Genomic DNA, 26,868 nt, shown 5'->3' with positions numbered 1-26,868 from the left:
TAGATAGTGGGAATATGATGAGCACCCAAGTATTTCTTCGGGTGCTCTTATGTACTTAGTCTTCGTTAGTGGCGGATATTCTATGGATCGCCAGATCCGCTCCGTTAAATTCATCTTCTTCAGAGAGTCGTAATCCGGCTACTTTATCCAGAATGCCATATACTATCCCTGCACCGATTACCGCAACGACCACGCCCGTGACCGTGCCAATAAGCTGAGAAGCGAAACTAACGCCCCCTAACCCGCCCAAAGCTTGCTGTCCAAATATCCCGGCAGCAATACCACCCCATACGCCGCAAAGCCCATGCAAAGGCCACACGCCTAATACATCGTCGATCTTAGTTTTATTCTGTAAGTAGGTGAACACCCAAACAAACAATGCTCCAGCAACTGAACCAGTAACTAGTGCGCCAATTGGATGCATCAAATCGGAACCTGCACAAATAGCCACTAAACCAGCTAACGGACCATTATGGATAAAGCCAGGGTCATTTCTTCCGACAATTAGCGACGCCAAGATACCGCCCACCATCGCCATCAGCGAATTCATTGCAACAAGGCCACTGATGCCTTCCAAAGTTTGCGCTGACATCACGTTAAAGCCAAACCAGCCGACACTAAGTATCCAAGCACCTAATGCTAAGAAAGGAATGTTAGAAGGTGCAAAGTTAGTATGCTTGCCCGCACGAACTCGTCCTTTGCGCATTCCTAAAAAGATAACCGCGACTAGCGCGATCCAACCGCCAACGCCATGTACAACGACTGAACCAGCAAAGTCATGAAATCCGGCGCCGAAGCTCTGTTCTAACCAGTTTTGGAATCCGAAGTTACCGTTCCAAATCATACCTTCGAATAATGGATAGACGATACCAACCGTAAAAAAAGTGGCAAGAAGAATTGGGTAAAAACGAGCTCGCTCAGCAATACCACCAGAAACAATGGCGGGGATTGCTGCGGCAAATGTCAGTAAGAAAAAGAACTTCACTAGCTCATATCCGTTGCCTTGTGACAATGTCTCCGCATCTGCAAAGAAAGTGCCCCCGTATGCAACCCAATAACCGATAAAAAAGTAAGCGATTGCCGAGACACCAAAATCGGCGAGTATCTTTACCAAAGCGTTTACTTGGTTTTTATGGCGAACGGTTCCCACTTCTAGGAACGCAAAGCCTGCGTGCATTAAAAACACCATGATGGCGCCCAATAGTAAAAATAGTGTGTCTGAGCTTTGCGTTAGTGTTTGTACGGCTCCATGTACCTGCTCTACCGAAGTGGTCATGTACTAATTACTCCTTTGCAACGATTCAATCCATGTAATGCACAATATCTGTGCTTCTTATTCTTTAAGCACACCAAAATAGGGAGCGCTAAAATCGAACGTTGTATAAGGCAATTAGCATTCCACTTATTGTCCAAACACAAGATAATCACTAAGTTATTGAATATTTGGATAAATACATGTTTGCTAATCAGTAAGGTAGGACGCGCGGGCTTTAAAATCGCACCAATATAGTGAAACAGCACCAAAATGGTACGCACTAATATGTAGCAATGTTGTTATAGCGAGAAATGGGGGATAAAAGAAAAGCTCCTTAAAAGGAGCTTTTCGACGCTATGGTAAGTGTTGTATAGGTTGTTCGGTATTACCAAATGTCATCGCGATATTTTGATTCAGCTTGCTCATTCCCATGAACATGCGAATGATCCACATAACAATCGCGACAGCAGCAAATAACATCCCAATGTAAGGAATAATATTTGCAATTTGGTCTATCCAACTGGCTTTGTACCAGTAGTTAGTCACACCTTTTAATAGCCCGTTCGATGTTGCTACCGTTACGATTAAAACAACAAAGAAAGTTAGGTTTAAAAAGAACGTGCGAATTAAACCATAATAGTGAGAGTTTACTACTTCGCTATCTTCACCTTTGTCTAAACGGTAACCTGCATAGATGATGGCAATCACGCCAGACAGTAACAAAGTAAACGGCGTAAACAAACTTAAGATATACGCCACCCAAATACCTTTATGATGTTGGTGCATAAAGTCCTCTACCCCTTTACGTTAATTTCTGCTCTGGTTTGACGGAATCAGGTTTGGCTTCGTTTGTCGTCGCTGTACCTTCACCACTTTGACCTTGCTTCATTTCCTCGTACCAAAGATCATGGTGTTCTTTTGCCCAAGTTTCGTCAACGTCACCAGTAACCATACCTTCTAACGCCCCTTCCATACCGAATAGACCGATATAGATATGGAATACGAATCCACAAATCAGTATAAGAGCTGAGAACATGTGAACTAAGTTAGATAGCTCCATATCTTTTCTCGTTTGTCCAAAGATAGGGAAATCGAGAATAAGGCCACTCACTGCCGCGATAGCTCCAAAGAAGATAAGCAACCAGTAAATCGCTTTTTCACCACCATTGGAGAATCCAGCAGATGGGTGCGAACCTTTATGTTTACCAACCATCCCACCAAGTTTCATGAACCATTGCATGTCTGTCTTATTAAAGATGGACTTTCTCCACCATTTAAATAGAACAGCAAATAGCAGAATAAAGAATATTGGTCCCATGTAGTTGTGATACTGCTTAGCAAGATACACCGTCCAACCCCAAAGCTCGGTCGGTACATAAGGCTTCATAAAGTGTTTGCCATAAACAAGCATTAAGCCACTAAATGCCAACGTAAGAAAGGTAAACGCCATACTCCAGTGGAGAGCACGGTCCATTCTTGACCAACGACGTAGCTTTTTGCCGGTACGAGCCCCGCTTAGTTTCAAAGGGCCAACTAAGAAGTACATCAATACCACCATACTGATGCTGCCAAAGATTGCGACAGCTGCAGCAGGTGACATCCATTTCTCTTTGAGGATAAACCACGTTTCCCCTGGTGTACTGATTAACACACCATGTTCAGGAGAAGCAGACGTTGTTGTACCTTCCACCCCTTCTTTCACATGACGCCAATAATCCGCACCCGCGAGTTGCGTCATCTCACCTCTAACGACTTGATTGCTTTTACTCTCTTCTGCTCTTACTCCAAACGACAGTACAAGCATCACTGCTGCCAATAAAGGCAGCAGTGAGAGAGCCAATTTTCTAAGCAAACCTTGTTCTTTAAACAAAATAGGCATAGAGCTCTCCATTAGCTTTTCGTTGCGTCGTAAGCCAGATCATTGCCGTCAGTCCAGCCAGCATTCTTAGCACCGCGCTCTACAACACGTTGACGGAAGATATCAGACACTTTTTCCGCATCACCCGCTAACAATGCTTTTGTTGAGCACAATTCAGCACACATTGGTAGCTTGCCCTCTGCTATACGGTTAGCTCCGTATTTTGCGCGTTCCTCTTCAGAGTTGTCTTCTGTTTCAGGACCGCCAGCGCAGAATGTACATTTGTCCATCTTACCGCGTTCGCCAAATGCTGCTTGTTTCGGGAATTGCGGAGCACCAAATGGACATGCAAATAAGCAATAGCCACAACCGATACAAAGGTCTTTGTTGTGAAGCACGATGCCATCTTCAGTATGCTCAAAACAGTCTGCTGGACACACCGCCATACATGGCGCGTCTGTACAGTGCATACAAGCAACCGAAATTGAGTTTTCACCAGGTAGGCCGTCGTTTAATGTTACAACACGTCTACGTTGGATGCCCCACTCAAGCGCATCATCGTTTTCGTTTTTACATGCAGTGACACAGCCGTTACATTCAATACAACGCTTGGTGTCACATAGGAATTTCATTCTAGCCATTTTATGACTCCTTACGCTTTCGTGATGTTACAGAGAGTGACTTTAGTTTCTTGCATCTGAGTCACCGGATCATAACCATAGGTTGTTGCAGTATTCGCTGCTTCACCTATGACGTAAGGGTCACAACCCTCTGGGTATTTAGAACGAAGATCTTCACCTTGGAACTTACCGCCGAAGTGGAAAGGAATAAACGCCAAGCCTGGTTTCACACGAGGTGTCACCATCGCCTTGACTTTGATTCGTCCTTTCTCTGCACCTTCAACCCATACCATGTCACCATCTTTAAAACCGATGTCATTGGCATCTTTAGGGTTAACTTCAACAAACATTTCACGTTGTAGTTCAGCTAGCCAAGGGTTTGAACGTGTTTCTTCACCACCACCTTCGTATTCAACCAGACGCCCAGAAGTCAGTACGATTGGATACTCTTCCGATTTGTCCTGATCCTGAATCGACTTATACATGGTTGGTAGACGGTAAATTGATTCGCTGTCATCCCATGTTGGGTAGTCAACAACAAGATCACGTCTTGGCGTATAAAGCGGCTCACGGTGTAAAGGAACACGGTCAGGGAACGTCCAGACAATTGTACGAGCTTTAGCATTACCAAATGGCATGCAACCATGCTTAATCGCGACGCGCTGGATACCACCTGATAGGTCGGTCTTCCAGTTCTTGCCTTCTGCAGCTGCTTGCTCTTCTGGTGTTAGATCGCCCCACCAACCCAATTGTTTAATGAGCTTGTCGCTGAACTCTGGATAGCCATCCTCAAGTTCACAGCCTAGCGAGTAGCTGTCTTCTGCAAGCAAGCTCTTACCTTCGAATTCCACACCAAAGCGAGCACGGAAGTTACCACCACCTTGCGCCACAGGTTTCGAAGTATCATAAAGAATATGAGTACCTGGGTGTTTCATCTCAGGTGTACCCCAACATGGCCATGGAAGACCGTAGGTTTCACCATTGATAGGACCGCCCTCGGCTTCCAGTGAAGTTTTGTGGAACGTATGCCAGTTTTGTTGATGCAGTTTCAAACGCTCTGGGCTTTGACCGGTATAGCCAATGGTCCACATGCCTTTATTGAATTCACGAGTAATGTCTTCAATGTTTGGCTGGTTATTTTCGACTTTAATGTTCTTGAACAACTGCTGTTCAAAACCAAGCTTCTTAGTCAGAAGGTACATGATCTCGTGGTCAGGTTTTGAGTCGAACAAAGGTTCAATGACTTGGTCACGCCACTGAAGTGAACGGTTTGAAGCTGTTACAGAGCCGTGAGTTTCAAACTGAGTCGTTGCTGGCAGAAGATACACACCATCAGTACGGTTGTTCATAACCGCAGCGTGTGTTGGATATGGGTCAACAATAACCATCATGTCGAGCTTTTGCATTGCTTTTTGCATCTCAACACCACGAGTTTGCGAGTTAACCGCATGACCCCAGTAGAACATTGCGCGAATATTATCGTTTTGCTCGATGTTGTCTTTATTTTCAAGAACACCATCAATCCAACGAGAAACAGGAATACCCATGTTGTTCATCGGTTTCTTGCCGCGATACTCGTTTTGGTCAAAACGTTCTTTGATCCATTCGTAATCAACGTCCCATACTTTAGCCCAGTGTTTCCATGAGCCGTCTGCTAGACCGTAATAGCCTGGTAGCGTATGAGATAGCACACCAAGGTCTGTTGCACCTTGAACGTTATCGTGACCACGGAAGATATTAGCACCACCGCCAGAACGGCCAATATTACCTAACGCTAACTCCAGAACACAGTAAGCACGAGTATTGTTGTTACCCGTCGTATGTTGAGTACCACCCATACACCAAATGATGCTTCCTGGACGGTTTTCAGACAGGATCTTCGCAGCTTTGTAGACATCTGCTTCACTCACACCTGTTACACGCTCGACTTCTTTCGGATTCCATTTCGCGACTTCCGTACGGATTTCGTCCATACCGAATACACGTTGGCGAATAAACTCTTTGTCTTCCCAGTTGTTCTCAAAGACATGCCACAAAATACCCCAGATGAACGCTACGTCAGTACCCGGACGCAGTGAGCAAAAATGATCAGATTTTGCAGCTGTGCGGGTTCGACGAGGGTCCGCAACAACAATCTTACATCCATTCTTTTCTTTAGCGATCAGAATGTGCTGCATTGCAACAGGGTGCGCTTCTGCTGGGTTAGAACCAATGAACAGCATGGATTTACAGTTATGCATGTCATTGAAAGAGTTCGTCATCGCACCGTAACCCCAAGTGTTTGCAACACCTGATACGGTTGTAGAGTGACAAATACGGGCTTGGTGGTCGACGTTATTCGTACCCCAAAGCGATGCCATCTTTCTGAACATATAGGCTTGTTCATTGTTGTGCTTGGCACTGCCCAACCAATAAACCGAATCAGGGCCCGACTCTTTGCGGATTTCAAGAACCTTGTTACCAATCTGTTCGATAGCTTCGTCCCAAGAGAGCTTTTTCCACTTACCACCTTCCAATACCATTGGGTATTTTAGACGACGTTCGCCATGTCCGTGCTCACGCAAAGCAGCGCCTTTCGCACAGTGACCGCCGGCGTTAAAAGGGTGATCAAAAGCGGGTTCTTGGCCGGTCCAAACGCCATTTTGAACTTCTGCGTATACACCGCAACCTACCGAGCAGTGAGAACAGATAGTACGTTTTACTTCTGTTTTCGCATCGATTGGCACTTCTTTCGCTTCGGCTTTTTTAATCATTCCTGGTGCAAACGTATAGGCACCTGCCGCTAAACCACCAGCGGCAATGGATGAATTACGCATGAAAGCTCGGCGGCTTAGACCTAACTTGTTTTCATTTTTGCTGACGCTCTCGGAGCGTTTGGTCAATTTCATGAGATGCTCCTAGAGTGTGTCGTAATAGTCTTTGACGTGTTGCGTTTCACGATAACCACTTTTGTCTTGGTCATCCTGCTTAACATCAACAAGTTCAGTATTTGTTGCTGCTTTCGCAGTGCCAGAAATTACGGCTCCGGCTACAGCCGCTGTCGTTAACCCCTTTAAGAGATTTCTGCGACCTTCATTAAGTTGTGGCTGTTCGCCGTTTTGTTTTGCTTTGCTCATATATTGCTCCCTGAGTGGATGCCTATCCGTGAGATGGCATCTCTAGTTCGCGGACATTACTTTGTGGTTATGTTCTTAACGTCTATCTTCATTTTCGTCTGCGTAGAGCTTATGCTTTCAGCATATTTCACCTGCTCCACATCGAAAAACGCTTCCATAAGTGTAGAAACAGCTCGGTAAAACTGCGCACTTTTTGCGCAATCAATCTGTCTACACAAATCTTGATACCAAGGAGAAAGGTGTTTATTGAAAAACGCCTTCGCTTGCTCTTCTTGGTTTTGACTGATCAAATACGCCATCACTTCACTGATTGCTGAGATATGATCTTCCGGCTCTTTGACGGATTCATCTCGCTCCAAACCCAGTTGATTTAGGTCGTGTCTAATTAGTGCTAAAGGCTTCTCCATCAAAGAACCTGTCAGGTGCCAAGAAGCGAAAGGGACAACTTCACCTCTTCCTACTCCTATAAACAAATCTTGATATTCATCTTCTAAAGCACTGACTTCAGCTTTTTGAGCTGCTTTAGAAAGCAGTTCCCAAGCCGCCGTCATTTGATTGATCCCAACTTCGATTTCTAAGGACGATAGAAAATCGATCGTTTCACGTTCTGGTGCTCCACGACAAAGCGTTGAGATAAGCAAATAAATGTCACTTCTAAGCTCGTTGTATTCGTTATCCATTGACATTTCTTCCTAGTATTTCAGTTGCTCAGATGGGTTTTCTGTCATGCTTTCAAACACATCCACCACTCGACAGTCTTCACACATAGCGATACGTCTTAGTGACTCTTCATTATCAAAATGCGAGTGACCGCGTAACTTATCTTGTAGCATGGTTATCATGGATTGAGGAGCAAATGGTTTACCGCAGCGCAGGCATTCGGCCGCTTTTTCTTCATGAAGCGCCACCGCTGAGCGGCGGGATTCACTGTCCCAATTGATACGTTGGGTTAACGACAAAGCAGATTCAGGACAGGCTTTTTCACACATGCCACACTGAATACAATCTTGTTCTATAAAGTCTAAGGCTGGTCGATCACCATCGTTGTGTAATGCTTTGGTTGGGCACACGGCCACACAAGCCATACATAACGTACATTTGTCTGTGACACACTCTACTGTGCCGTATGGTGCGGTCGTTGGTAGTGGCAAGATGCTCTGTTCAACTTGGCGCTGTTCTACTAAGGCATCAAGAGCGTGGTACAAACGCGCCCTTTTATCACCTTGAATATCACCGAGTCTAAGACCAAGGTCTTCTTCAGTAAGAGTCGGAAGCCCTTCTCTTAAAGACTCAAGATAAAGAATGTCGATGGTTTCACGGGCCAAACCCAAACTATCAAGCAGCTGCTGAGCCATACCCACTTCGCGATTTAACACCGTTTGAATCGTTTCCGGCATATGTTTACTAGCAGCAAACAGTACTTGTGTTGCACCATTTACCAAGGCTGCAAACCAAGTATCTATACCCACAGAAGGTAATTCTTCGACAACAACGGGAATTACATTGTCAGGAAGGACATTCAAGGCCATAACGTTGTAAGATTCGTGGCGAGAGCTGCAGATAAGGACAATCGCTTTCTCCCCACCTTGGTTATGGTAGTTAGCGAGAGTTCGTTCGATAAACTTCTGCGTCTCCTGAGGGGTTGGCAGCGCATAGTGAATGGCTTCGGTTGGACAAGCGGTTGCACAAGTTCCAACGCCTTGGCATAGGTAAGGGTTAATTTCGATCTTATGGCCGATCTTATCATTACCTTCACTACTTAATGCACCTGCTGGACATGCATCCACGCAACGCTCGCAGCCTTTAACGCCTCGAGAGCTATGCGCGCACAAATCCGTATTAAGTCGAAAGAACTTTGGCTTATCGAACGTACCCATTAGCCCTGGTATTTCCTCCAGAGCATCAGCAAGTTTAGGATACCCGCGCCCCACTGGATAATAACCCGGGACAGGCACTTCTTCCGACATACAGCCATTCAGAGATAAGTCCAGAACCACATCAAACACATCACGGCCAATGGAGACTTCAGCAAGATTAACCGCTGATTGATTATTTTGAATGTGGACACTGAAGGTTCCGAGAAACCCGGAAATTTCGATACTATCGGCGTAATAGAGATTACCGTTGTCCGATGGTTCTCCATCTGTCGATAACAAAGTGACTGAATGCATAGTAGACAGCTGCTCAGCGGTACTTGTTATGATGGCAGTAGGACCAACGATTAATGTATCACCGTGACTTTCATAACTCACAGTGGGTGGTATGAGATTCGACAATTCAACGGTATTTTCAAACGCGAAACTTCTGGCGCGCCCATTTTGAGTCGTCGATTGTTGTAATAGTTGTTTTATCATTGCTTGCTTCCAGTGCAGGAGTCTTGACGCTCCATAGCTATTGGTTTTATATGAACCATATATCACTGTTTGCAATATCTGTTCCAACTCGTACAAAAGCCAAATTTACTGATTTATTAGTAAATTAGCTTAAATACCATTGTGAAGATTAGGGAGAAATGTCGCGTGAGACAAAATGTCTCATTTGGTGAGAAAATATTATGAGACAAAATGTACCTATATTTTGTGTGGTAAATTTTGTCTCATAATCAATTGATTACGAAGTCTTGTCATTTGGTTCGTGGTCATCAAAACCTTGGTTGTCGAAATAATCTGCATCCGCCTCAGACTTCTCTATATCATCCTGCCCTTCAGTTTCTGTGTGTAGAGTTTCGATGTCTTTGTGGTCTTGTTCAGGTTGAGCTGAAGCAACTGGTTCTTGAGGCTCTGTCTCATCCGCCACATTTTTTATCCAGCCACGCAATGTTTCAGCCACATCAGACGCCAACGGTTTTACCGCTGAATAATCATGGTCATAATCGTTGAGTCCATCTACAACATTATATTCAGGACTCATGAACATCTTACGCAGTGCTGCCTTTTTGACAGCTTTATCTACCTCTGGATTAGCCAGTAATTGAGAGACTGAAAGCTCTTCGGGTTTCTCAGGAACCTCAGAATCGAGTGATTTTTCACCTTCCGAACTGCACTCTTCATGTTCTGCTTGCTCTCGCTCAACTTCTGACTCTACGTTACCCTCAGCGACCGCATCAGCTTCATTGCTTTCTGGCAATGCGTCGAGCTCTAATTCGTCTTTATTCTCGTCGAGCTTGCGCTGCGACCAACGTGATAGAAAACTACTGGCCACTTGAACGCCCCGCTCCTTTACGCTTTTTACGTCTCACTTCCAATAACTCTCCATGACGACCTATGAAAGCTTCCATCCAAGCTTGAATGGGTAATGGTATTGGTTTTGACAACACAAGATAATCACCGTCCATAAATGAGCCAGCAACTGCTTGTGAAGCCGTAACCATAATTGGCGTTAAACTGGTTTCCTCATGTGAATCTAAAACAACAAACAACATTGGATTTTGCGAGCTCAAGTTAAATCGGTAATCAGTACGCTCGTCGCGATAAAGCTCCAAAGTGGCATGAGGCTTGCTGATATCTGTAACTTCTAATTTAAATCCATCGAGTTCTCGCTGTGTTGTCGTCCAGCGACCCACTTGTTTTTCAACGATGGAAAGATCGATTTGTAGCGGCCATTGATGCTCGTTTTTCTCGACAATCAGACCGTCTACCAAAGAATCTTGGTTAGGAATGGATTCAGGTGATTCTGGATGCATTTCATGTCCCTAATTTTAGCGTTTGGTATTTGCTTACTTAATCAATCTTAGCAATAATCAAGCCAATAGCCTCATGCTAGCGACCAACAAAAAGGATAAACGCGTGGTTAAACCCAACATTATTAGAACAAGCGAAAATCCCCTACAGACCATTGAAGTCGATGTCTATGACGAATATGGAGAAAAGCTAACCAAACAGATTGCCTGTGAACGACCTCTTACCGTTATGCTGAACTGGAAAGAGATAGTCACTCTTATGACTCTTGGCTCGAGACCAGACTCATTAGTTCTAGGGTATCTGAAAAACCAAGGTTTCTTGTCTGACCCTGATGCCATTGAATCATTGATAATCGACTGGGAAACTCACTCTGCTGCCGTCATTACCAAAGAAAATACCGATTTCCTCGACGAAGCGTTGAAGAAAAAAACCGTCACTTCAGGTTGTGGTCAAGGCACAATGTACGGCAATGTGATGAAACAGCTCGAAGGTTATCAAGTTCCGCAAACGCCTCTAAAACAGTCACAAATCTATGCGACTTTAGAAGCACTAACGCACTACAACGACACCTACAAAAAAGCGGGGGCCGTTCACGGATGTGCTATTTGCCAACAAGATAAAGTACTGTCATTCGTGGAAGATGTTGGTCGACACAATGCCGTAGACACACTTGCCGGAGAAATGTGGATAAACCAAGAAACCGGTGAGGATAAGATTTTTTACACCACAGGACGTTTGACCTCAGAGATGGTTATCAAAGTGGCACAGATGGGTATTCCAGTCCTGTTATCTCGCTCTGGCGTTACTCAAATGGGCTTAGACCTTGCTAAACAATTTGGTATTACCACCATTGCTCGAGCTAAGGGATTACGCTTCCAAGTGTTTACTGGGGCGGAGAAGATTGAGTTTGATGTGAAAGGTGAGCAAGCATAATAAGTTGCTTGAGATATTAAAAAAGGAGTCCTAGGACTCCTTTTTGTTTGGTTCGAATGTCGCTATAAGAGGTTCCTGTTTTACTTAGGAATTGCGACTCTGAGGTCAGTACTCTAGATGATTAAACACCGCGAGCTTTTAAAAACTCTTCGTATGTGCCTTTGAAATCCGAGATCTTGTTGTCTTTGATTTCGAGAATACGTGTCGCGATTGACGATACAAACTGACGGTCATGTGATACGAAAAACAATGTACCTTTATAGTTTTCTAATGCCAAGTTTAAGGATTCGATAGATTCCATATCCATGTGGTTAGTTGGTTCATCCATCAACAACATGTTCGGCTTATGCATCATAAGTTTACCCAGAAGCATACGACCTTGCTCACCACCAGACAGCACTTTTACTGACTTTTTAATATCATCTTGGCCAAACAACATCCGTCCTAAGAAACTACGTACCACTTGCTCATCATCGCCTTCTTGGCGCCACTGACCCATCCAATCAGTCAGGTTCATGTCTTCTTCAAAATCATGAGCATGGTCTTGGGCGTAGTAACCGATATTGGCATTTTCTGACCATTTAAACTCACCCGTTTTCGGTTCAAGTTCACCGGCTAACGTGTTAAGTAGCGTTGTTTTACCTACACCATTCTCACCGATGATTGCAACACGCTCGCCAACTTCAAAGATAGCGTTAAAGTCAGACCACAATACCTCTTCAAAACCATTAGATAGGTTTTCCACGTTCAAAGCATTTCTGAACAGCTCTTTTTCTTGATCAAAGCGAATAAATGGGTTTTGACGGCTTGACGCTTTCACTTCTTCTAACTGAATCTTATCGATTTGCTTCGCACGAGAAGTTGCTTGCTTCGCTTTCGATGCGTTAGCTGAGAAACGAGAAACAAACGTTTGTAAATCAGCAATTTGAGCTTTCTTCTTAGCGTTATCAGCTAACAGACGTTCACGAGCTTGTGTAGCTGCAAACATGTATTCATCATAGTTACCCGGATAAACACGTAGCTCACCGTAATCCAAATCAGCCATATGTGTACACACGCTGTTTAAGAAGTGACGGTCGTGCGAAATGATAATCATGGTGCAATTACGTTGGTTAAGTACCTGCTCTAGCCAACGAATCGTATCCATATCCAAGTTATTGGTTGGTTCGTCAAGTAGCATGATGTGTGGGTCTGCAAACAGCACTTGCGCCAATAGAACACGCAACTTCCAACCTGGAGCAACTTCACTCATTAATCCAAAGTGTTGTTCTTCAGGAATACCAACCGCAAGTAGCAGTTCTCCTGCTTTTGCTTCCGCCATATAACCATCAAGCTCAGCAAACTGAACTTCAAGGTCCGCAACTTTCATCCCATCTTCTTCGCTCATTTCAGCCAAAGAATAAATACGGTCACGTTCTTGCTTGATGGCCCAAAGTTCTTTGTGACCCATAATAACAGTGTCTACAACCGTGAACTCTTCATAGGCGAATTGGTCCTGGTTTAGTTTTGCTACTCGCTCGTTAGGGTCGTAAGAAACGTTACCGCTTGTTGGCTCCAACTCGCCGCTCAAGATTTTCATGAATGTAGACTTACCACAGCCATTCGCGCCGATCAGACCATAACGGTTACCTTCGCCAAACTTGATAGAAATGTTTTCAAACAGTGGTTTAGCACCAAACTGTTGAGTGATATTTGCGGTTGATAGCACAAGCGTTACCTTTGAGATTAAACAAAACTGCGCAACCCTACAGTCTCTTGCCTTCAGATGCAAGTGACAACTGCATTCCCGCCCTATTGATGCGTAGGATTCTGGTGACTAGACGTGCATCTTTTTAGCTGTGAAGCAATATTCTCTATCTTTTTATCGGCTGTCACGTGCAGAGTGTGGCGACGCTAACTACACTAAATTAAGAATTTAAATAGTTACAACTAGTTACGAACAGTGGTGTGCTAATAATGATCAATAAATCTCTCTGGATAGCAGTGTTAACGCTTTGCCTTAGCTTTCCAGCCTCTGCACGATGGGATTACCAAGATGACGATAATCCTGTCCCCTCTGAAGACGCCCAATCACTGGCTACTGAAATCGCTGCGTTACCTGCGAAGTTATTCTTAACGCCTCAAGACAACAATAAGGTAAGACGTCTACTCGCTTATACGTTAGATCAACAAGATCGTGAAATCTTGTCTTACGATGAAGCACTTGCGGTGTTTCGCGATGATGTAACTGACGAACATTGGTTTGACGTTGAAACGCAATATCTCACACTTAACAGTTTGAGCCATAGTAAACAAACTTTGTTAGAACTCGCCTCAGACAAGACATTCGATCAACTCACCGGGTTCGGTCCAGATGGCGTAACTCAGTTTAAACAAGAGTGGCGTATTACCACTCTGAACGCCGAATACTTTATCTTCTTTCAGTTAAGAAGTTTGAAGACCCTGGTGACGGAGATATTTATCTCCCCTGTCCCCGTTATTTGGGTAGGTATCAAGGTATTCTTTATTTATTGCGTTCTAATGTGGTGGCTGACTAATCAAAGGCGATTATTTGATCAACTAAAATCACATGTTGCATCTGTGGTAGGCAAGCCACCGATTTGGGTTCGATTTATCTGGTATCTTGGTCGTGCAAGTATAGCAATTGCTTGGTTGATCGCTATTACCGTCTCTTTACGTGTTCTTAGTAGCATCGAAGCGTTATCTCAACTGTCATATCTAGAGTTATTTACTTGGTGGATACTTGGAGGCTCTATTGCGATCTCCTTTATTTTGGAGTTTGTTCATCGCAATAGCTTCGCGACCAGTAAAGAGATCGTCGCACTACGACTTTCCACTGTTAGACGTTACGTTTGGAGCTTTATCGTTGCGGGTCTTGTATTGCAAATAGCGGCTCAAACTCTTGGCAAAGGAACAATTTATTACTGGATATCGAGCTTTTTTTCTTTGTGGTTCGCGTTGATTACCATCACGGTAATCGTAATGTGGAAAGATACTGTTTTTAGTTCGTTAGAGAAGATCTCCGAGAAGCCACTATGGGTGACATGGGCGACAAGTAAAAAAGATATATTTATAGTCGGCCTCATCGCCACCTCACTCGCGACGTTATGGATTGCACTGCATCACCTTAAAAACCGCCTTATTGGGCTCTTATCTCAATATACGGTATTCAATCAGGGACTCACCTACCTATTTAAAATAGAGGTCGCAAAACAAACCGGTAGCAGTGCAGACAGTAACCTAGTTCGAATTAAAGGAGATTCTGCGTTTGATTATGTCCTACCCGGCGATGATTTCAGTCCTTTAGTAGAATATGCCAAAGATGAATTTCAACAACTGTCAAAATACCTGCTCACCAATAGCCCTGCTATATGCGTCATCACTGGCGAACGAGGTGTTGGGGCAACTAGGCTTCTGAAGCAGGTATTGCATAAAGTAAAAAATGCTGAGCCAGTTTATGTAAACTGCCCTCTAGCAGGTTATAACCAGCTATTAATTCACTTTGCTGTAAGCATTGGATTGGAAGAAGACGCAAGCGAAATGAAAATCCTCAGTCATTTGCGTAAAAGCAATACCAATTATCTTATCGCAATTGATAACTGCCAAAGACTCGTAAAGCCCAAGGTGGGCGGACTCAACGATCTCATCCGCTTTACCAATTTACTGCGTCGTTCCAAAAAGAGCCATAGAGCGGTGTTTTCCATTGAGAAGGCTAGTTGGCGATTTGTTGATAGAGCCAGAGGTGAGCGTCTGCTTTTCGATTGGGTTGCATTTCTTCCTAAATGGTCAGAAGAGCAAATTGGCGCTTTGTTAGATAGCCGAATTAACCAAGGCCCCGAGCATAAGGTTGGCTTTGAAGGTCTTGTTGTGCCTAAGCAATGGGATAACGATAGTGAGTCTGAAGAAGATCGAGCGAAACAAGGTTTCTACCGTATTTTGTGGCATTACTCCGATGGCAACCCGACGGTTGCTTTGCGTTTCTTTAGGTTCTCACTACGACGAAATAAAGACACCGATGCCGTAGTAGTCCGCCTCTTTCATGCTCCTGAATCCGAAGAACTCGATAAAATGCCAAAACCGATGTTGGCCATACTACGCTCCATCGTTCAACTGGAAGCAGCTTCTCCTGAGGATGTGTCCGACTGCACCCAACTTACTATCTCTGAAGTTATTGGCACATTGCGTTATTTTCAAAGCCGAGGTTACATAGAGTGGAAAGAGGACAAGGCTCGTATTTCCGATCACTGGTTTAGACACATTACTAACGTGTTGGATCGCCAACATTTGCTGGTTAAATAGGAGGTTACATGAAACAACTTATCTACATCATTGTTTTGTTATTACTGCCTTCTGTCAGCTTTGCCAATGAAGAAGTAGCTTCTGTGGACAGTATTACTCAATTTGCCACCTTGATTCGTTGGTCCGGCGTCGTTCTCAGTGTCATCATCATAATGGCAACTTGGTTGCTGATTAAGTTTATGAACTCCTTGGTGGACAGCATTGGTAGTCAGTTCGTGCAATATCGAATGCTATTGCAAAAGCTACAGTCCTTCTTACAATTCTTCATCTACATGACCGCTGGTATCGTAGTTTTCATGTTGAGCTTTAGAATTAACGACCACATTCTTGCCCTTATAGGTGGTACGCTTGCCGTTTCGGTAGGTTTCGCGATGAAAGACCTTGCAGCCTCCTTTATTGCAGGCCTAACAGTGATGATTGACCGACCTTTCCAAGTAGGTGACCGCGTCACATTCGAAGGTAACTATGGCGACATTTTGACTATAGGGCTGCGTTCTGTGCGTATGAGAACCTTAAATGATGACATCATTACCATTCCAAACAACAAGTTCCTTAATGAGGTGACGGTTAGCGGAAACTACGGTGCACTCGATATGCAAGTTGTGATTCCGTTCTATATTGGAATGAATGAAGATATCGTCTTGGCGAGAAACTTGATTCAAGAAGCGGCCTCCTCTAGTCGTTACATTCACCTGCCTAAACCTGTTACAGTTCTGGTGAAACAGACCATCACTGACAATTATCTAGCGATTCAGTTGACTTGTAAGGCGTATGTTGTTGATACCGCCTACGAGAAACTATTTGAAACTGATATTACTCTGAGAGTTATGGAAGAATTTAAAAAGCATGGTATTAACCCACCACAAATCGCTGTCAGATCAAGCTAACAACGTCCGCACGATCATACTAAGCAAATGAAATTTGTCGTTTAGATAAAAACTGCAAGTTGATGTGCCACAACGACCTATCTACTATTCCGGGCAGTTACGGTAGTAGGCGTGATAACGCTTACTACCTATCTGAAACCTTTGGAGTAATTGTCGTGAACAAATTTCAGAATCTGAATTACGATAAAATGGGTAAAGAACGCATCAAGCGTGAACATGATTTATTAAAGCTGAACTGTGTTAGTGACAGTGAGTTTGAATCAAGAATGGCGGTATGGGACCGCATGGCACTTTCTTCTGCACCACTGGGAGAAGCAAAGAATTTTATTGAAGCGACGTTTAACAAATTGCAAAACGACGTTGTAAACGCAAGCCGTGACTTTCAAGTTAGCTTTAGTGATTTCGAAGCAATGGCAAAAGACGAAATTAACTACATTCGAATCAATGTAGCGGATCAGAAAACACAATTTGTGTGGTACGCCATTATCACTTTAATGGTTGCTGGAACTGTCGCTATCTGCATGTAGCTTCAAGCCACATTAACATCGACCGTATGCAAAGATATCTCGATATACGTCGAGATATCTATTGTGAATAGTTACAAGCATCTCTCATATTACAGAGCGTCAAACTCACGCTTCTTTTCTTCATACCACGCTTTCATTTCCTCAGGATTTTGCATCATCGCTTGAATCTTATTCATTGCATCAAGGTGTGCTGGCTCTTGTTTCTGATACATTTTCATCCCGTGCTGCTTACTTAACTCAGCAATTTGTTCGAATGTTTCTGCTTCAAACACCACATCGCATGCCCCACCAAGTTGTCTACAAGTCATTGATTTCATTTTGTTCCCTCTTCATATAAACCAAGTGCTCATCCTCTCTAATGGTAGTGAAAGAATGACGTTTATACAGATGATGAACTTTACTTCCTTGTAAGTGGTATAGCGTAAACAGCTTAAATTACTCCCTTGTGATGCAAGAACGTCTAATCTGGGAACCAATCCCTTAGCTTTGGAACTTAAGCAATCGTTAGGAACGTCCTTGGTGGTAATACGCTTTATATACTCCACTCATATTTATTACGTTAAGCACTAACCAGTAAATGATGATCTGCTTTTTGCGGCAAATAGAGTGTAAACTGGCTACCCTCGCCAACTTTCGACTTCACACGGATCTCACCTCCCGTTTGACTCAGAATACTCTGAGATACAGAAAGACCTAATCCGGTACCATCTCGCTTAGTGGTGAAAAATGGATCGAAAATTCGTTTGATATTGGCATCAGAAATGCCACAGCCTTCATCGATAACATGAATAAGCGAACCGATGCTTTGCCCTGCTTCTACCCAATCTTCCGTTAAGACGGTTAAACGCCCCTTACCTTGCATAGCATGAATGGCGTTCATTTGTAGGTTGACTAGTATTTGCAGGAGTTGATGTCTATTCACTTCAACTGGCGTTTTCGCATTAAGGTCGACGATGAATTCCACGTCGCGTTTCTTCGCTCCAGTTCTTACCAAGGTGACGCTTTCATCCACAATTGGATTCACGTGCTGCCATGTTACTTCATCTTGCACACCACCTTGGCGACTGTATTGCAGTAGACTTCGAGTAATGTTTCGAATACGGTCGATTTGCGCCAATATGACATCAATTTCTTCTTCAACGCGAGATACATCGGATCCCAATTCGAAGCGCATAAGCTCAACATTACCCAGAATAACTGCCGTTGGGTTGTTAATCTCATGGGCAATGCCCGCAGTTAGCTCCCCTAAAGCGGCCAGCTTTTCATTGGTAACCAGTTTATTTCGAGTTTGGTTTAACAGCTTGATATGTAACTCAAGCTGCTCTGTTTTCTCTTTTAGGCTAGCGGTACGAGAATGCACTTTACCTTCAAGTTCATGGGCCGCTTCTTGAATCTGCTCATTACGGAATTGTAGTTGATTAAGCATGTTGTCAAACTGCTTAGCGAGTTGACTTAGTTCGTGTTTATCATCCAGCCCTAACTCACCAATGCGTTCTTCATCTTTGCCTAACTGAACCATTTTCACCACACGGTGGATCTGTTCTATGGGTCTAAATAGATCGCGAGCACCACGATAAACAATAAAGCCCGAAACCAATAGCAAGCCAATGATGATGACGCTTACCTCACCAATATTAGTGATATAAGTTTTAATCAATGGCCAAACTAGATATCCAGTGTAAGCAATGCCCACAATGTTATTATCGATATCACGAATAGGCTTATAACCAGCGATGTACCACGTGTCGTAAACGTACGCTTTATCTATCCAACTCTCTCCCTTGATTAACACTGCATTGCTAACCTCTTGGGACACTAAGGTACCAAGTGCTCGTCTACCCGTGTATGACTCATCCATCGGTACATTAGTCGCAATTCGTAAATCGTCCAAGAACAAGGTCACCGTCCCTTGTATATGACGTTCAAGATTGCTCACTGGATAAATAGTGTCACGAATTCGATCCACCAACGCCAAGTTGTTGTTCATCAGCACGCCACCATCCAAATAGCCTAACAGGTGACTGTTGTCGTCAAACACAGCGATGATAGAACGGCTCACCAAAGAGCGCTCCTCAAGCACGTGATTTTCTTGCTGCCAAACTTCTGAGTGTTCCGCCAGTGACGGTTCCATTTCAAAAGCAGCAGATCTCGACAACACATCAAAGAAAGAGCGTTGTTGTGCCATTTTTCGGTATTCTGACTGACTAATTTTGTTGGCCGGCATCCAACGCAAGAAGTCCAGTTGATAACGCTCGCGTTGGGAACTCACCCACACATCAAATTCGTTATTGGTTTGAATATGATTCAAGCGAGTCCGAAATTCATACGATTCAGAGAAAGCTTGGATGTGGTCGAATTGTTCATCTTGCAAGCTATCGATTTTGTCGCCAACGATGCTCAAGCGCTCAGATACGTCGATCAGCGCACTCTGCCATGTATAGTGAATAGACCAGTATGCCGTTATTCCAAATAGTGCGATTAGAGTGAGGAAAATAGGCGCTGACGTTAAAAACAATAGGCGGTATCGAACCATTGATTTGGTTCTGTAGCGCCATTTGCTCCATAGGCGCATCAATTTATTCATCTACGCAGCCTTCGTCCCACTCTTTGTACTTACGCTCCAACGTCTTTCGTGCTACACCTAGATCTCGCGATGCTGCCGATTTATTGCCGGAATGTGCTTCTACCACTTGTTGAATGTGAGATTTTTCGACATCTTTTAGAGACCATGAATTAGGGTAGCCAAACTGACCATCTTGAATCATCGAATTCGCGGGCATCGTGGTCAAATCGTTGACAGACATGGTGATAGAAGTGTTAACCGGTGCTCCTTTTAACTCATTAAAGTAGTGAGCTGGCGGTTTATTGAGAAGAATGCAGCGCTCTAACAAGTTCTTAAGTTCACGCACATTACCCGGCCAATCGTAATCTTGCATAGAATGCATATCTTCATGAGCCCATTTGGGTTCTGGAACACCTAACTCCTTGGCAAGTGACCGAGTAAAGAAAGGTACCAAATCTGATAAGTCAGCAAGGCGTTCTCTTAACGCTGGCACTTCTATTTTTAAAACATTTAAACGGTAGTAAAGATCTTGTCTAAACTTTCCTTGATCGACTTCTTCTTGTAGGTTGCGATTAGTTGCGGCAACGACTCGAACATCAATACTGATCTCTTTTTCTGTACCCACAGGCCTAACCGTTCTCTGCTCCAGTACACGCAGTAGCGATGCCTGCATAGCTAGAGGCATTTCACCTATTTCGTCTAGAAATAATGTTCCACCGCTGGCTACCCGAAAAAGCCCTTCTCGATTCTTTTTAGCACCTGTAAAAGCACCTGCGGCGTGACCAAACAATTCACTTTCCAAAAGCTCTGGAGCTAGCGCACCGCAATTTATGGCAACAAACGGCCCTTGGCGTTTACTGGCTGTATGAATACCTCTAGCTACCAACTCTTTGCCCGTTCCCGACTCACCTTCTATCAACACTGACGCTCTAGATGGTGCAAATTGGCCAATGAGTTGTTTTAAGTTCTTGGTCTTTTCAGAAAGACCGATAATTTCTTTACTAACACGTCGGCTAATGTCATGACTCAAAGCGACATTAATTCTTTCAGCCAATCGCTTATCCATACAGCGTTTAACGGCTTGTAGCATTTGGTCTAGGTTGAAGGGCTTTAAGATAAAATCAGACGCTCCTAATTTTAACGCACTGATTGCGACCTCCAAGTCGGCGTAACCAGTCATAAATATCACGTCGGCTTTACGATCTAAATCGTTAAACGCTTCTTCCCACTCAATACCAGACCTACCAGGTAGGTTAATATCCAGAATAATCAGATCATAGTGATGGTTGATCCTAAGCTGTTCGGCTTCTTCAACACTTCCTGCAGTGTCGACTTGTCCAAACCCTTTACTCAATGCTTTTTTAAGAATGGCTTGCATGCCGACTTCATCATCAACGACAAGTACAGAGAATGCGAGATATGGTGACGTCAATTGGTTGGTAATTTCAGAGGTTTGAAAAAAAGTCATAAATATATGTATTCGTTCCTATTTGAGACAGAGTGTACCAATCTGCTACAAAACATCATGGGTTAAGTTGCGACATTTTGTCCCAGCTCAAACTAATTGTAGTTTAACTGCGAGAAATATTAGCAAAATGTCGCACTTTGCCGCTTTTTTTCTAAGGAAATTATGGCATTGTCTTTGCTTATGGGTACCACGCATATAGAAACAGGTACCATAAACATAACGAAGGGTATCTAGTGCATGCATCGTGCTGGTGGCGTTGTTCTTCACCAAACTATCATGCGTTTACGTAGATTAATGATAAAAATAACCAAAATGGACAATACTATGACATTCTCAAGATTAATGGTTTCTGCTGTGTCTCTAGCAGCACTATCTGCAACGGCTTATGCAGATAATACAGATACCGACCAATCTCGCATCCGCCTCGCAACTACAACCAGTACCTATCATTCAGGTCTTCTAGACTACTTGCTCCCAGAATTTACTACTGATACTGGCTATCAAGTTGATATTATTGCAGCTGGTACAGGTAAATCTCTAAAAATGGGAGAAAATGGAGATGTTGATGTTGTAATGACACACGCTCCAAAAGCGGAACAGAACTTTGTCGATGCTGGCTATGGCATAGAACCACGTAGCGTCATGTATAACGATTTCGTTATCGTAGGACCAGAGAAAGACAGCGCTGACGTTCATGATCAGAAAACCATAGAAGAAGTGTTTTCCCACATCGCTAAAACTAACGCCATTTTTGTATCTCGAGGTGATGACTCTGGTACTCACAAAAAAGAACTGCAAATCTGGAAACAAACCAAGATTGAACCTAACTTCGGCGGCTATCGTTCGGTAGGTCAAGGTATGGGGCCAACACTTAATATGGCTTCAGAAATGCAAGGCTACACAATGACAGACAGAGGGACGTGGCTTGCCTATCAAGCTAAGCTAGACCTTGAAATCTTATTCCAAGGCGACAAGCAACTCTTCAACCCGTACCAAGTCATTATTGTAAACCCTGAACGTTACCCTACCCTTAATACCAAAGGCGCTCGCGTACTGAGTGATTGGTTGGTATCAGATAAGGGACAATCTATGATCAATAGCTATCGTAAAATGGGCGAACAATTGTTTGTCGCTGATGCGAAGAAAACGAACAGTTAATGAGCATCACTGAAACCACTATGGAGGCGTTAAGCCTCCTATTTAGCCTCGATAAAGACCTATGGCGTATCGTAGCCGTTTCGTTTAGCGTCTCTATATCAGCTGTGTCACTGGTTGTTTTGCCCGCTATTATTGCCTCATATCTTCTGGCCTACAGCAATTTCCCCGGCAAGTGGTTTCTACTTTCATTAGTAAACACCATGCAAGCGATTCCCACCGTTGTGATTGGCTTGCTTTTGTATATGCTGCTATCACGCTCTGGACCTTTAGGTGACTGGGAAATGCTGTTTACTCAACGAGCCATGATTGTGGGTCAAATACTGATCTGTTTTCCAGTTTTGGTGTCAATGATGCATGGCGCGTTACAAAGCACCGACCGAAGAGCAATGGAAACCTCTGTAACACTAGGTGTCTCTCGGTTTAGAACACTTATGACACTCATTTGGGAATCGCGTTTTCCGTTAATGGCTGCTGTGATTGCAGGCTTTTCTCGAATCGTAACTGAAGTGGGCTGCTCAATGATGGTTGGTGGCAATATCATGGGCCTTACCAGAAATATCCCTACCGCCATTGCTATGGAAAGTCACAAAGGAGCTTTCGCACAAGGTGTCGCCTTAGGAATCGTCTTGTTGGTGTTGGCATTAGTGCTCAACTTTATGCTGTCATCAATGCGAGGTAAAGGCGTTCTAAGAACTTAACTTGCTCAACGTTTTTTGTTTCAAACACTATAATTAATTCAAGACTCTGCTTGAGGGACAATAATGACAATACAGCTTAAGGCAAAGCAGGTTTCCATGCGGTTCAAAGACCGTGTCTTATTCCATATACCATCGTTAACGATCGGACCAAACGAAGCCGTCTACTTAAAAGGCGATAATGGCGTCGGTAAGACTACACTACTGAAGATATTGGCTGGCTTATTAAAACCTACGTCAGGTGAGGTGTTTCCTAGTTGCCAAAGTATAATGTCACGCTTGTTTGGTGGTTCTGGTCGCAAAGACGTTATCTATCTTCACCAATCCCCTTACCTTTTTGATGGCTCGGTCTATCAAAATGTCGCGTATGGCATTAAGCATAAGAGACTTGAAGCCCATGATAAGCGCGCAGAAGTAATTGCGGCGTTGCGATTAGTCGGGCTTGAAACGCTCGCTGACGAGCATGTATCAGTGTTATCTGGTGGTGAAAAACAGCGAGTCGCTATGGCTCGCGCTTGGGTTCTGAAACCTTCTATTTTGTTAATGGACGAACCAAGCGCTTCACTTGACCAAGAGTCAATAGAACGTTTGGTTTTCATGGCTGAGGATCTGTTAAAGCACGGTTCTAGTATTGTAGTTACGAGCCATCAATCCAATGCGTTAACTAAATTGTGTCGAAAACAATGGTGGATAAAAGATTGCACCTTGATAGAATCTCCACTGCTACAAATTATTGATAAAAAACAAACCGATCAAGAGAGTGATTATGTTGCATCCAACTCAGACTAGTTGGGTTATCCTCGCCGGAGGCCAAGCGTCTCGTATGGGCGGAAATGACAAGGGCTTAGTAGATTTTAATGGTAAGCCCTTAATCGAGTATGTTTTACAACGGCTCAACACACAAACTTCATCCATTACCATTAATGCCAACCGTAATATAGACCTATATAGTCAATATGCTCCCGTTATTAGCGATACGTATAAAGATTATCCGGGACCTCTTGGTGGGATGCACGCTGGCTTAGCCGCTTCGTCAACCGAATGGGTTGGCTTTGTCCCATGTGATAGTCCATTTATCGATGAAAGTATTGTTGAGCGTTTTTGTCATGCTGTCGAAGACTCGACCGACATTCTTGTGGCACATGATGGCGATTTTCATCAGCCTGTTTTCACCATGTTTCACAAGCGAGTTCTACCTAAATTGGAAGCATTTTTAGAGCGTGGCGATAGAAAAATCATTTTGTTATACAAAGAGTGCAATACCAAGTACGTTGATTTTTCAGATAATCCCGATTGTTTTGTTAATCTAAATACACCAGAAGAGCTGTCGAAACTATCAGCAACCATTGAGCATTCACAGAAGAGCACTCTATGACCATCAAATCCATTAATAATGTCCCGCTTCTGGGTTTCGCTGCTTATAGCGGTACTGGTAAAACAACATTATTGGAAGCCTTACTTCCAAAACTAACCGATACCGGACTAAGAATTGGTGTGTTAAAGCATGCGCATCATAACTTTGATGTAGATAAACCAGGAAAAGACAGCTATCGCCTTCGTAAAGCTGGTGCGAGCCAAATGTTGATCTCTTCTCGATATCGACATGCATTGATGACGGAAACTCCTGAGGCTGAAGCAAATTTTGAATACTTGTTGACGCGCTTTGATCATCAAGCGCTGGATTTGATTTTAGTTGAAGGTTGCAAGAACATCGCTTTCCCTAAGATTGAGCTCAACCGTAAAGAAGTGGGCAAACCTTGGCTACACCCAAGTGATGAGAATATTATTGCTATCGCTAGTGATAGTGAGTTGGATGTGTCCCTACCGACAATGAGCATCAATGATTTAGACGCCATCACAAGGTTCATCCTAAATTATGTTAGCCCAGATACCTCTAGCCCTAAGAAAGAAGCAGCGTGCTGCGATACGCTATCACCCGCTTTCTTATCAGTGAAACAAGGCCAAGAGCAAATTCTTAACGCCGTAAATGCTTTGTCTGCATCTGAAACTATCCCACTAACCAATGCTTATGGCCGCACGCTAGCAGAGAATATTTCGTCCCCTATTAATGTGCCAGCGTTTACCAACTCAGCAATGGACGGTTATGCCATCATTGGTGCCGATGCTGGACTAAAACAATTCAATGTCGTCGCGAGTGTGATGGCAGGTTATGGCTACGACCAAGAACTTCGCTCTGGTGAGTCAGTACAAATCATGACTGGAGCACCAATGCCAGCTGGTGCTGATACCGTTATAATGCGTGAACAGGCTAACGTTGATGGCGATAGAGTGAGTTTTGGTGATGCCGGTATTAAAACCGGACAGAATGTTCGTCAAGCTGGAGAAGATCTTGCGATCAACCAATCGGTATTTGATACCGGCACATTGTTGCAGGCACCAGAGATGGGCATGATCGCCTCACTTGGACTAGATAGCGTAAAAGTGAATCGTAGCCTAAAAGTCGCGGTATTTTCTACAGGTGATGAAGTTCAAGCCCCTGGAACGCCTCTGCGTGCTCACTCTATTTATGATTCTAATCGTTTTACCATCATGGCGATGTTGCAGAAATTAGGTTGTGAAATTATAGATCTTGGCATTCTTGAAGATGATGAGTCCATTATGGAGAATGCGATCACTGAAGCGAGTCGCAGCGCGGATTTGGTTATTACCTCAGGTGGTGTCTCTGTCGGTGATGCTGACTTTATTAAGAACGTTCTTGAAAAGCACGGTAACGTTGATTTTTGGCGTATTAATATGCGCCCGGGACGCCCTCTCGCTTTTGGTGACATTAATGGAACACCCTTCTTTGGACTTCCTGGAAATCCAGTCGCCGTAATGGTGTCGTTTATTAACTTTGTTGAACCCGCGATTAAGAAGATGCAAGGTGTTGGACAGTTTGTACCACACAAAGCCGTCGCCATTGCCTCTGAGCCACTGCGCTCTCGTCAGGGAAGAACAGAGTTTAGCCGAGGATTCTACGAGCTTGATGAAGAATCAGGACAATTAATGGTTCGCACGACGGGGAAACAAGGCTCGGGTATTCTACGTTCGATGAGTGAAGCAAACTGCCTAATAGAGATTGCACCACATATCGATACAGTAAAAGCAGGCGAAAGCGTGACAATTATCCCGCTACAAGGCAGAATCTAGCGCTAAATTATCAGCAGGTAGAAAATCATGGCTCGTACCATCATTTACGAATACAAGAATGAAGAGAAAACACTGACGTTTTCTTACCAACAGCATCGCAATATTCATGAGGCTGTCGCTGAAGCAGAGGGCATCGACCTTTCTGATTTCTTAAGAATGGAACAGCAAATCGAAGCCGTTTCGGATACCAAGGCTGTTCGCAATTATCGCGATAATCATTTTAAGAAATTGGGCTTTGGAAAAATAACTCTCATGCCTAAAGAGAACTTCGGAGTCGGCAAAAAGCCGATATAGTTACTGAATTCGATAACCAGGACACCGAGTCGATTGACTCGGTGTTTTTTTATTCACCCGACCAGAAACCAAACGTTTACCATATAAAAATTTTATTGTTCAGTGGAACTAATGGCATGAAATGGTAACTAACTCTATCAGCAGACTCGTAATATTCATTACAACAAAAACAGCGATAGAGCGAATATGATTAAGGTAATTTCTTTAGTAGCAACTTTGATGATTTTAGGTGGGTGCGCCTCGTACAACGAGTTTGCGAGCGAAACTCAACTATACAACCACAATCTAGAAGCTCGTAATTACTGCAAGCAAATAAGTGACTCCAAAGCATACTATCAGTGTTTCGATAAATTTCTATTGAAGTC

General features: G+C 43.7%; 24 protein-coding genes. 10 read left to right on the top strand and 14 right to left on the bottom strand.

Features of this window, described 5'->3' with window-relative positions; translation table 11 throughout:
- Positions 1-55: 55 nt before the first annotated feature.
- The 10 genes from L2W36_RS16545 to L2W36_RS16500 form a co-directional block, all read right to left on the bottom strand.
- Positions 56-1,276 carry an ammonium transporter gene (locus L2W36_RS16545; protein WP_096444206.1) on the bottom strand — a complete coding sequence of 407 codons (1,221 nt, stop codon included), beginning with the start codon at positions 1,274-1,276 and terminating at the stop codon, positions 56-58.
- 333 nt (positions 1,277-1,609) lie between these two features.
- Positions 1,610-2,041, bottom strand: a complete 432-nt coding sequence (locus tag L2W36_RS16540) for a hypothetical protein (protein WP_006075149.1) — start codon at positions 2,039-2,041, stop codon at positions 1,610-1,612.
- 16 nt (positions 2,042-2,057) lie between these two features.
- Positions 2,058-3,059, bottom strand: coding sequence for a formate dehydrogenase subunit gamma (locus L2W36_RS16535; RefSeq protein WP_370736779.1), 1,002 nt, complete (start codon positions 3,057-3,059; stop codon positions 2,058-2,060).
- Positions 3,060-3,145: 86 nt separating this feature from the next.
- Entirely contained in the window at positions 3,146-3,754 is a 609-nt protein-coding gene (gene fdh3B / locus L2W36_RS16530) for a formate dehydrogenase FDH3 subunit beta (protein WP_006075147.1), read from the bottom strand.
- 11 nt (positions 3,755-3,765) lie between these two features.
- Positions 3,766-6,621, bottom strand: a complete 2,856-nt coding sequence (locus tag L2W36_RS16525) for a formate dehydrogenase subunit alpha (RefSeq protein WP_006075146.1) — start codon at positions 6,619-6,621, stop codon at positions 3,766-3,768.
- A gap of 9 nt (positions 6,622-6,630) precedes the next feature.
- Positions 6,631-6,849, bottom strand: coding sequence for a transcriptional initiation protein Tat (locus tag L2W36_RS16520; protein WP_006075145.1), 219 nt, complete (start codon positions 6,847-6,849; stop codon positions 6,631-6,633).
- 56 nt (positions 6,850-6,905) lie between these two features.
- Complete coding sequence (locus L2W36_RS16515) at positions 6,906-7,529, bottom strand: TorD/DmsD family molecular chaperone (RefSeq protein WP_006075144.1); 624 nt, start codon at positions 7,527-7,529, stop codon at positions 6,906-6,908.
- A gap of 12 nt (positions 7,530-7,541) precedes the next feature.
- Positions 7,542-9,203 (bottom strand): 4Fe-4S dicluster domain-containing protein, encoded by a 1,662-nt coding sequence (locus tag L2W36_RS16510; RefSeq protein WP_236110648.1) that lies wholly within the window; start codon positions 9,201-9,203, stop codon positions 7,542-7,544.
- A gap of 256 nt (positions 9,204-9,459) precedes the next feature.
- The gene (locus L2W36_RS16505; RefSeq protein ID WP_096444208.1) at positions 9,460-10,050 is read right to left on the bottom strand and encodes a DUF3306 domain-containing protein; all 591 of its coding nucleotides are present in this window, start codon (positions 10,048-10,050) and stop codon (positions 9,460-9,462) included.
- Positions 10,040-10,531, bottom strand: coding sequence for a DUF3305 domain-containing protein (locus L2W36_RS16500; RefSeq protein ID WP_006075141.1), 492 nt, complete (start codon positions 10,529-10,531; stop codon positions 10,040-10,042). The genes L2W36_RS16505 and L2W36_RS16500 overlap by 11 nt, the downstream gene beginning before the upstream one ends.
- Positions 10,532-10,634: 103 nt before the next feature.
- Here L2W36_RS16500 and L2W36_RS16495 point away from each other — a divergent pair, with 103 nt between their 5' ends.
- Positions 10,635-11,462, top strand: a complete 828-nt coding sequence (locus L2W36_RS16495; RefSeq protein ID WP_038223221.1) for a formate dehydrogenase accessory sulfurtransferase FdhD — start codon at positions 10,635-10,637, stop codon at positions 11,460-11,462.
- A 121-nt stretch (positions 11,463-11,583) separates the two neighbouring features.
- On the opposite strand, the gene L2W36_RS16490 is transcribed toward L2W36_RS16495, so the two are convergent.
- Entirely contained in the window at positions 11,584-13,170 is a 1,587-nt protein-coding gene (locus L2W36_RS16490) for an ABC-F family ATPase (RefSeq protein WP_038230565.1), read from the bottom strand.
- Between the two features lie 248 nt (positions 13,171-13,418).
- On the opposite strand from L2W36_RS16490, the gene L2W36_RS16485 reads away from it, so the two are divergent.
- From L2W36_RS16485 to L2W36_RS16475, 3 genes are all read left to right on the top strand, one after another.
- Positions 13,419-15,761 carry an ATP-binding protein gene (locus L2W36_RS16485; RefSeq protein ID WP_236110647.1) on the top strand — a complete coding sequence of 781 codons (2,343 nt, stop codon included), beginning with the start codon at positions 13,419-13,421 and terminating at the stop codon, positions 15,759-15,761.
- Positions 15,762-15,769: 8 nt separating this feature from the next.
- The gene (locus tag L2W36_RS16480) at positions 15,770-16,648 is read left to right on the top strand and encodes a mechanosensitive ion channel family protein (protein WP_062460461.1); all 879 of its coding nucleotides are present in this window, start codon (positions 15,770-15,772) and stop codon (positions 16,646-16,648) included.
- A gap of 188 nt (positions 16,649-16,836) precedes the next feature.
- Positions 16,837-17,175 carry a hypothetical protein gene (locus L2W36_RS16475; protein WP_038222382.1) on the top strand — a complete coding sequence of 113 codons (339 nt, stop codon included), beginning with the start codon at positions 16,837-16,839 and terminating at the stop codon, positions 17,173-17,175.
- An 89-nt stretch (positions 17,176-17,264) separates the two neighbouring features.
- Here L2W36_RS16475 and L2W36_RS16470 read toward each other — a convergent pair whose 3' ends face one another.
- The 3 genes from L2W36_RS16470 to L2W36_RS16460 all read right to left on the bottom strand — a co-directional run bounded on the left by L2W36_RS16470 (position 17,265) and on the right by L2W36_RS16460 (position 21,206).
- On the bottom strand, positions 17,265-17,492 hold the full coding sequence (locus L2W36_RS16470) for a DUF1059 domain-containing protein (RefSeq protein ID WP_236110646.1): 228 nt from the start codon (positions 17,490-17,492) through the stop codon (positions 17,265-17,267).
- Between the two features lie 242 nt (positions 17,493-17,734).
- Entirely contained in the window at positions 17,735-19,759 is a 2,025-nt protein-coding gene (locus L2W36_RS16465; RefSeq protein ID WP_236110645.1) for a sensor histidine kinase, read from the bottom strand.
- The gene (locus L2W36_RS16460; RefSeq protein ID WP_062460470.1) at positions 19,752-21,206 is read right to left on the bottom strand and encodes a sigma-54-dependent transcriptional regulator; all 1,455 of its coding nucleotides are present in this window, start codon (positions 21,204-21,206) and stop codon (positions 19,752-19,754) included. Before L2W36_RS16460 ends, L2W36_RS16465 begins: the two co-directional genes overlap by 8 nt.
- A gap of 324 nt (positions 21,207-21,530) precedes the next feature.
- Here L2W36_RS16460 and L2W36_RS16455 point away from each other — a divergent pair, with 324 nt between their 5' ends.
- The 6 genes from L2W36_RS16455 (at position 21,531) to L2W36_RS16430 (ending at position 26,503) form a co-directional block, all read left to right on the top strand.
- Positions 21,531-22,364, top strand: coding sequence for a substrate-binding domain-containing protein (locus L2W36_RS16455; protein WP_268668056.1), 834 nt, complete (start codon positions 21,531-21,533; stop codon positions 22,362-22,364).
- Entirely contained in the window at positions 22,364-23,062 is a 699-nt protein-coding gene (locus tag L2W36_RS16450) for an ABC transporter permease (protein WP_006071480.1), read from the top strand. Before L2W36_RS16455 ends, L2W36_RS16450 begins: the two co-directional genes overlap by 1 nt.
- 63 nt (positions 23,063-23,125) lie before the next feature.
- Positions 23,126-23,848, top strand: a complete 723-nt coding sequence (locus L2W36_RS16445; protein ID WP_031494333.1) for an energy-coupling factor ABC transporter ATP-binding protein — start codon at positions 23,126-23,128, stop codon at positions 23,846-23,848.
- Entirely contained in the window at positions 23,826-24,434 is a 609-nt protein-coding gene (gene mobA / locus L2W36_RS16440; RefSeq protein ID WP_107306879.1) for a molybdenum cofactor guanylyltransferase MobA, read from the top strand. Before L2W36_RS16445 ends, mobA begins: the two co-directional genes overlap by 23 nt.
- Positions 24,435-24,436: 2 nt before the next feature.
- Complete coding sequence (locus L2W36_RS16435) at positions 24,437-26,209, top strand: bifunctional molybdopterin-guanine dinucleotide biosynthesis adaptor protein MobB/molybdopterin molybdotransferase MoeA (protein WP_181359038.1); 1,773 nt, start codon at positions 24,437-24,439, stop codon at positions 26,207-26,209.
- A gap of 27 nt (positions 26,210-26,236) precedes the next feature.
- Complete coding sequence (locus L2W36_RS16430; protein WP_038230574.1) at positions 26,237-26,503, top strand: DUF2960 domain-containing protein; 267 nt, start codon at positions 26,237-26,239, stop codon at positions 26,501-26,503.
- Positions 26,504-26,868: the final 365 nt, after the last annotated feature.

It is taken from the genome of Vibrio sp. McD22-P3, assembly GCF_021568915.1.
GTDB lineage: Bacteria > Pseudomonadota > Gammaproteobacteria > Enterobacterales > Vibrionaceae > Vibrio > Vibrio mediterranei.
This window is presented reverse-complemented; position numbering and strand designations above follow the sequence as displayed.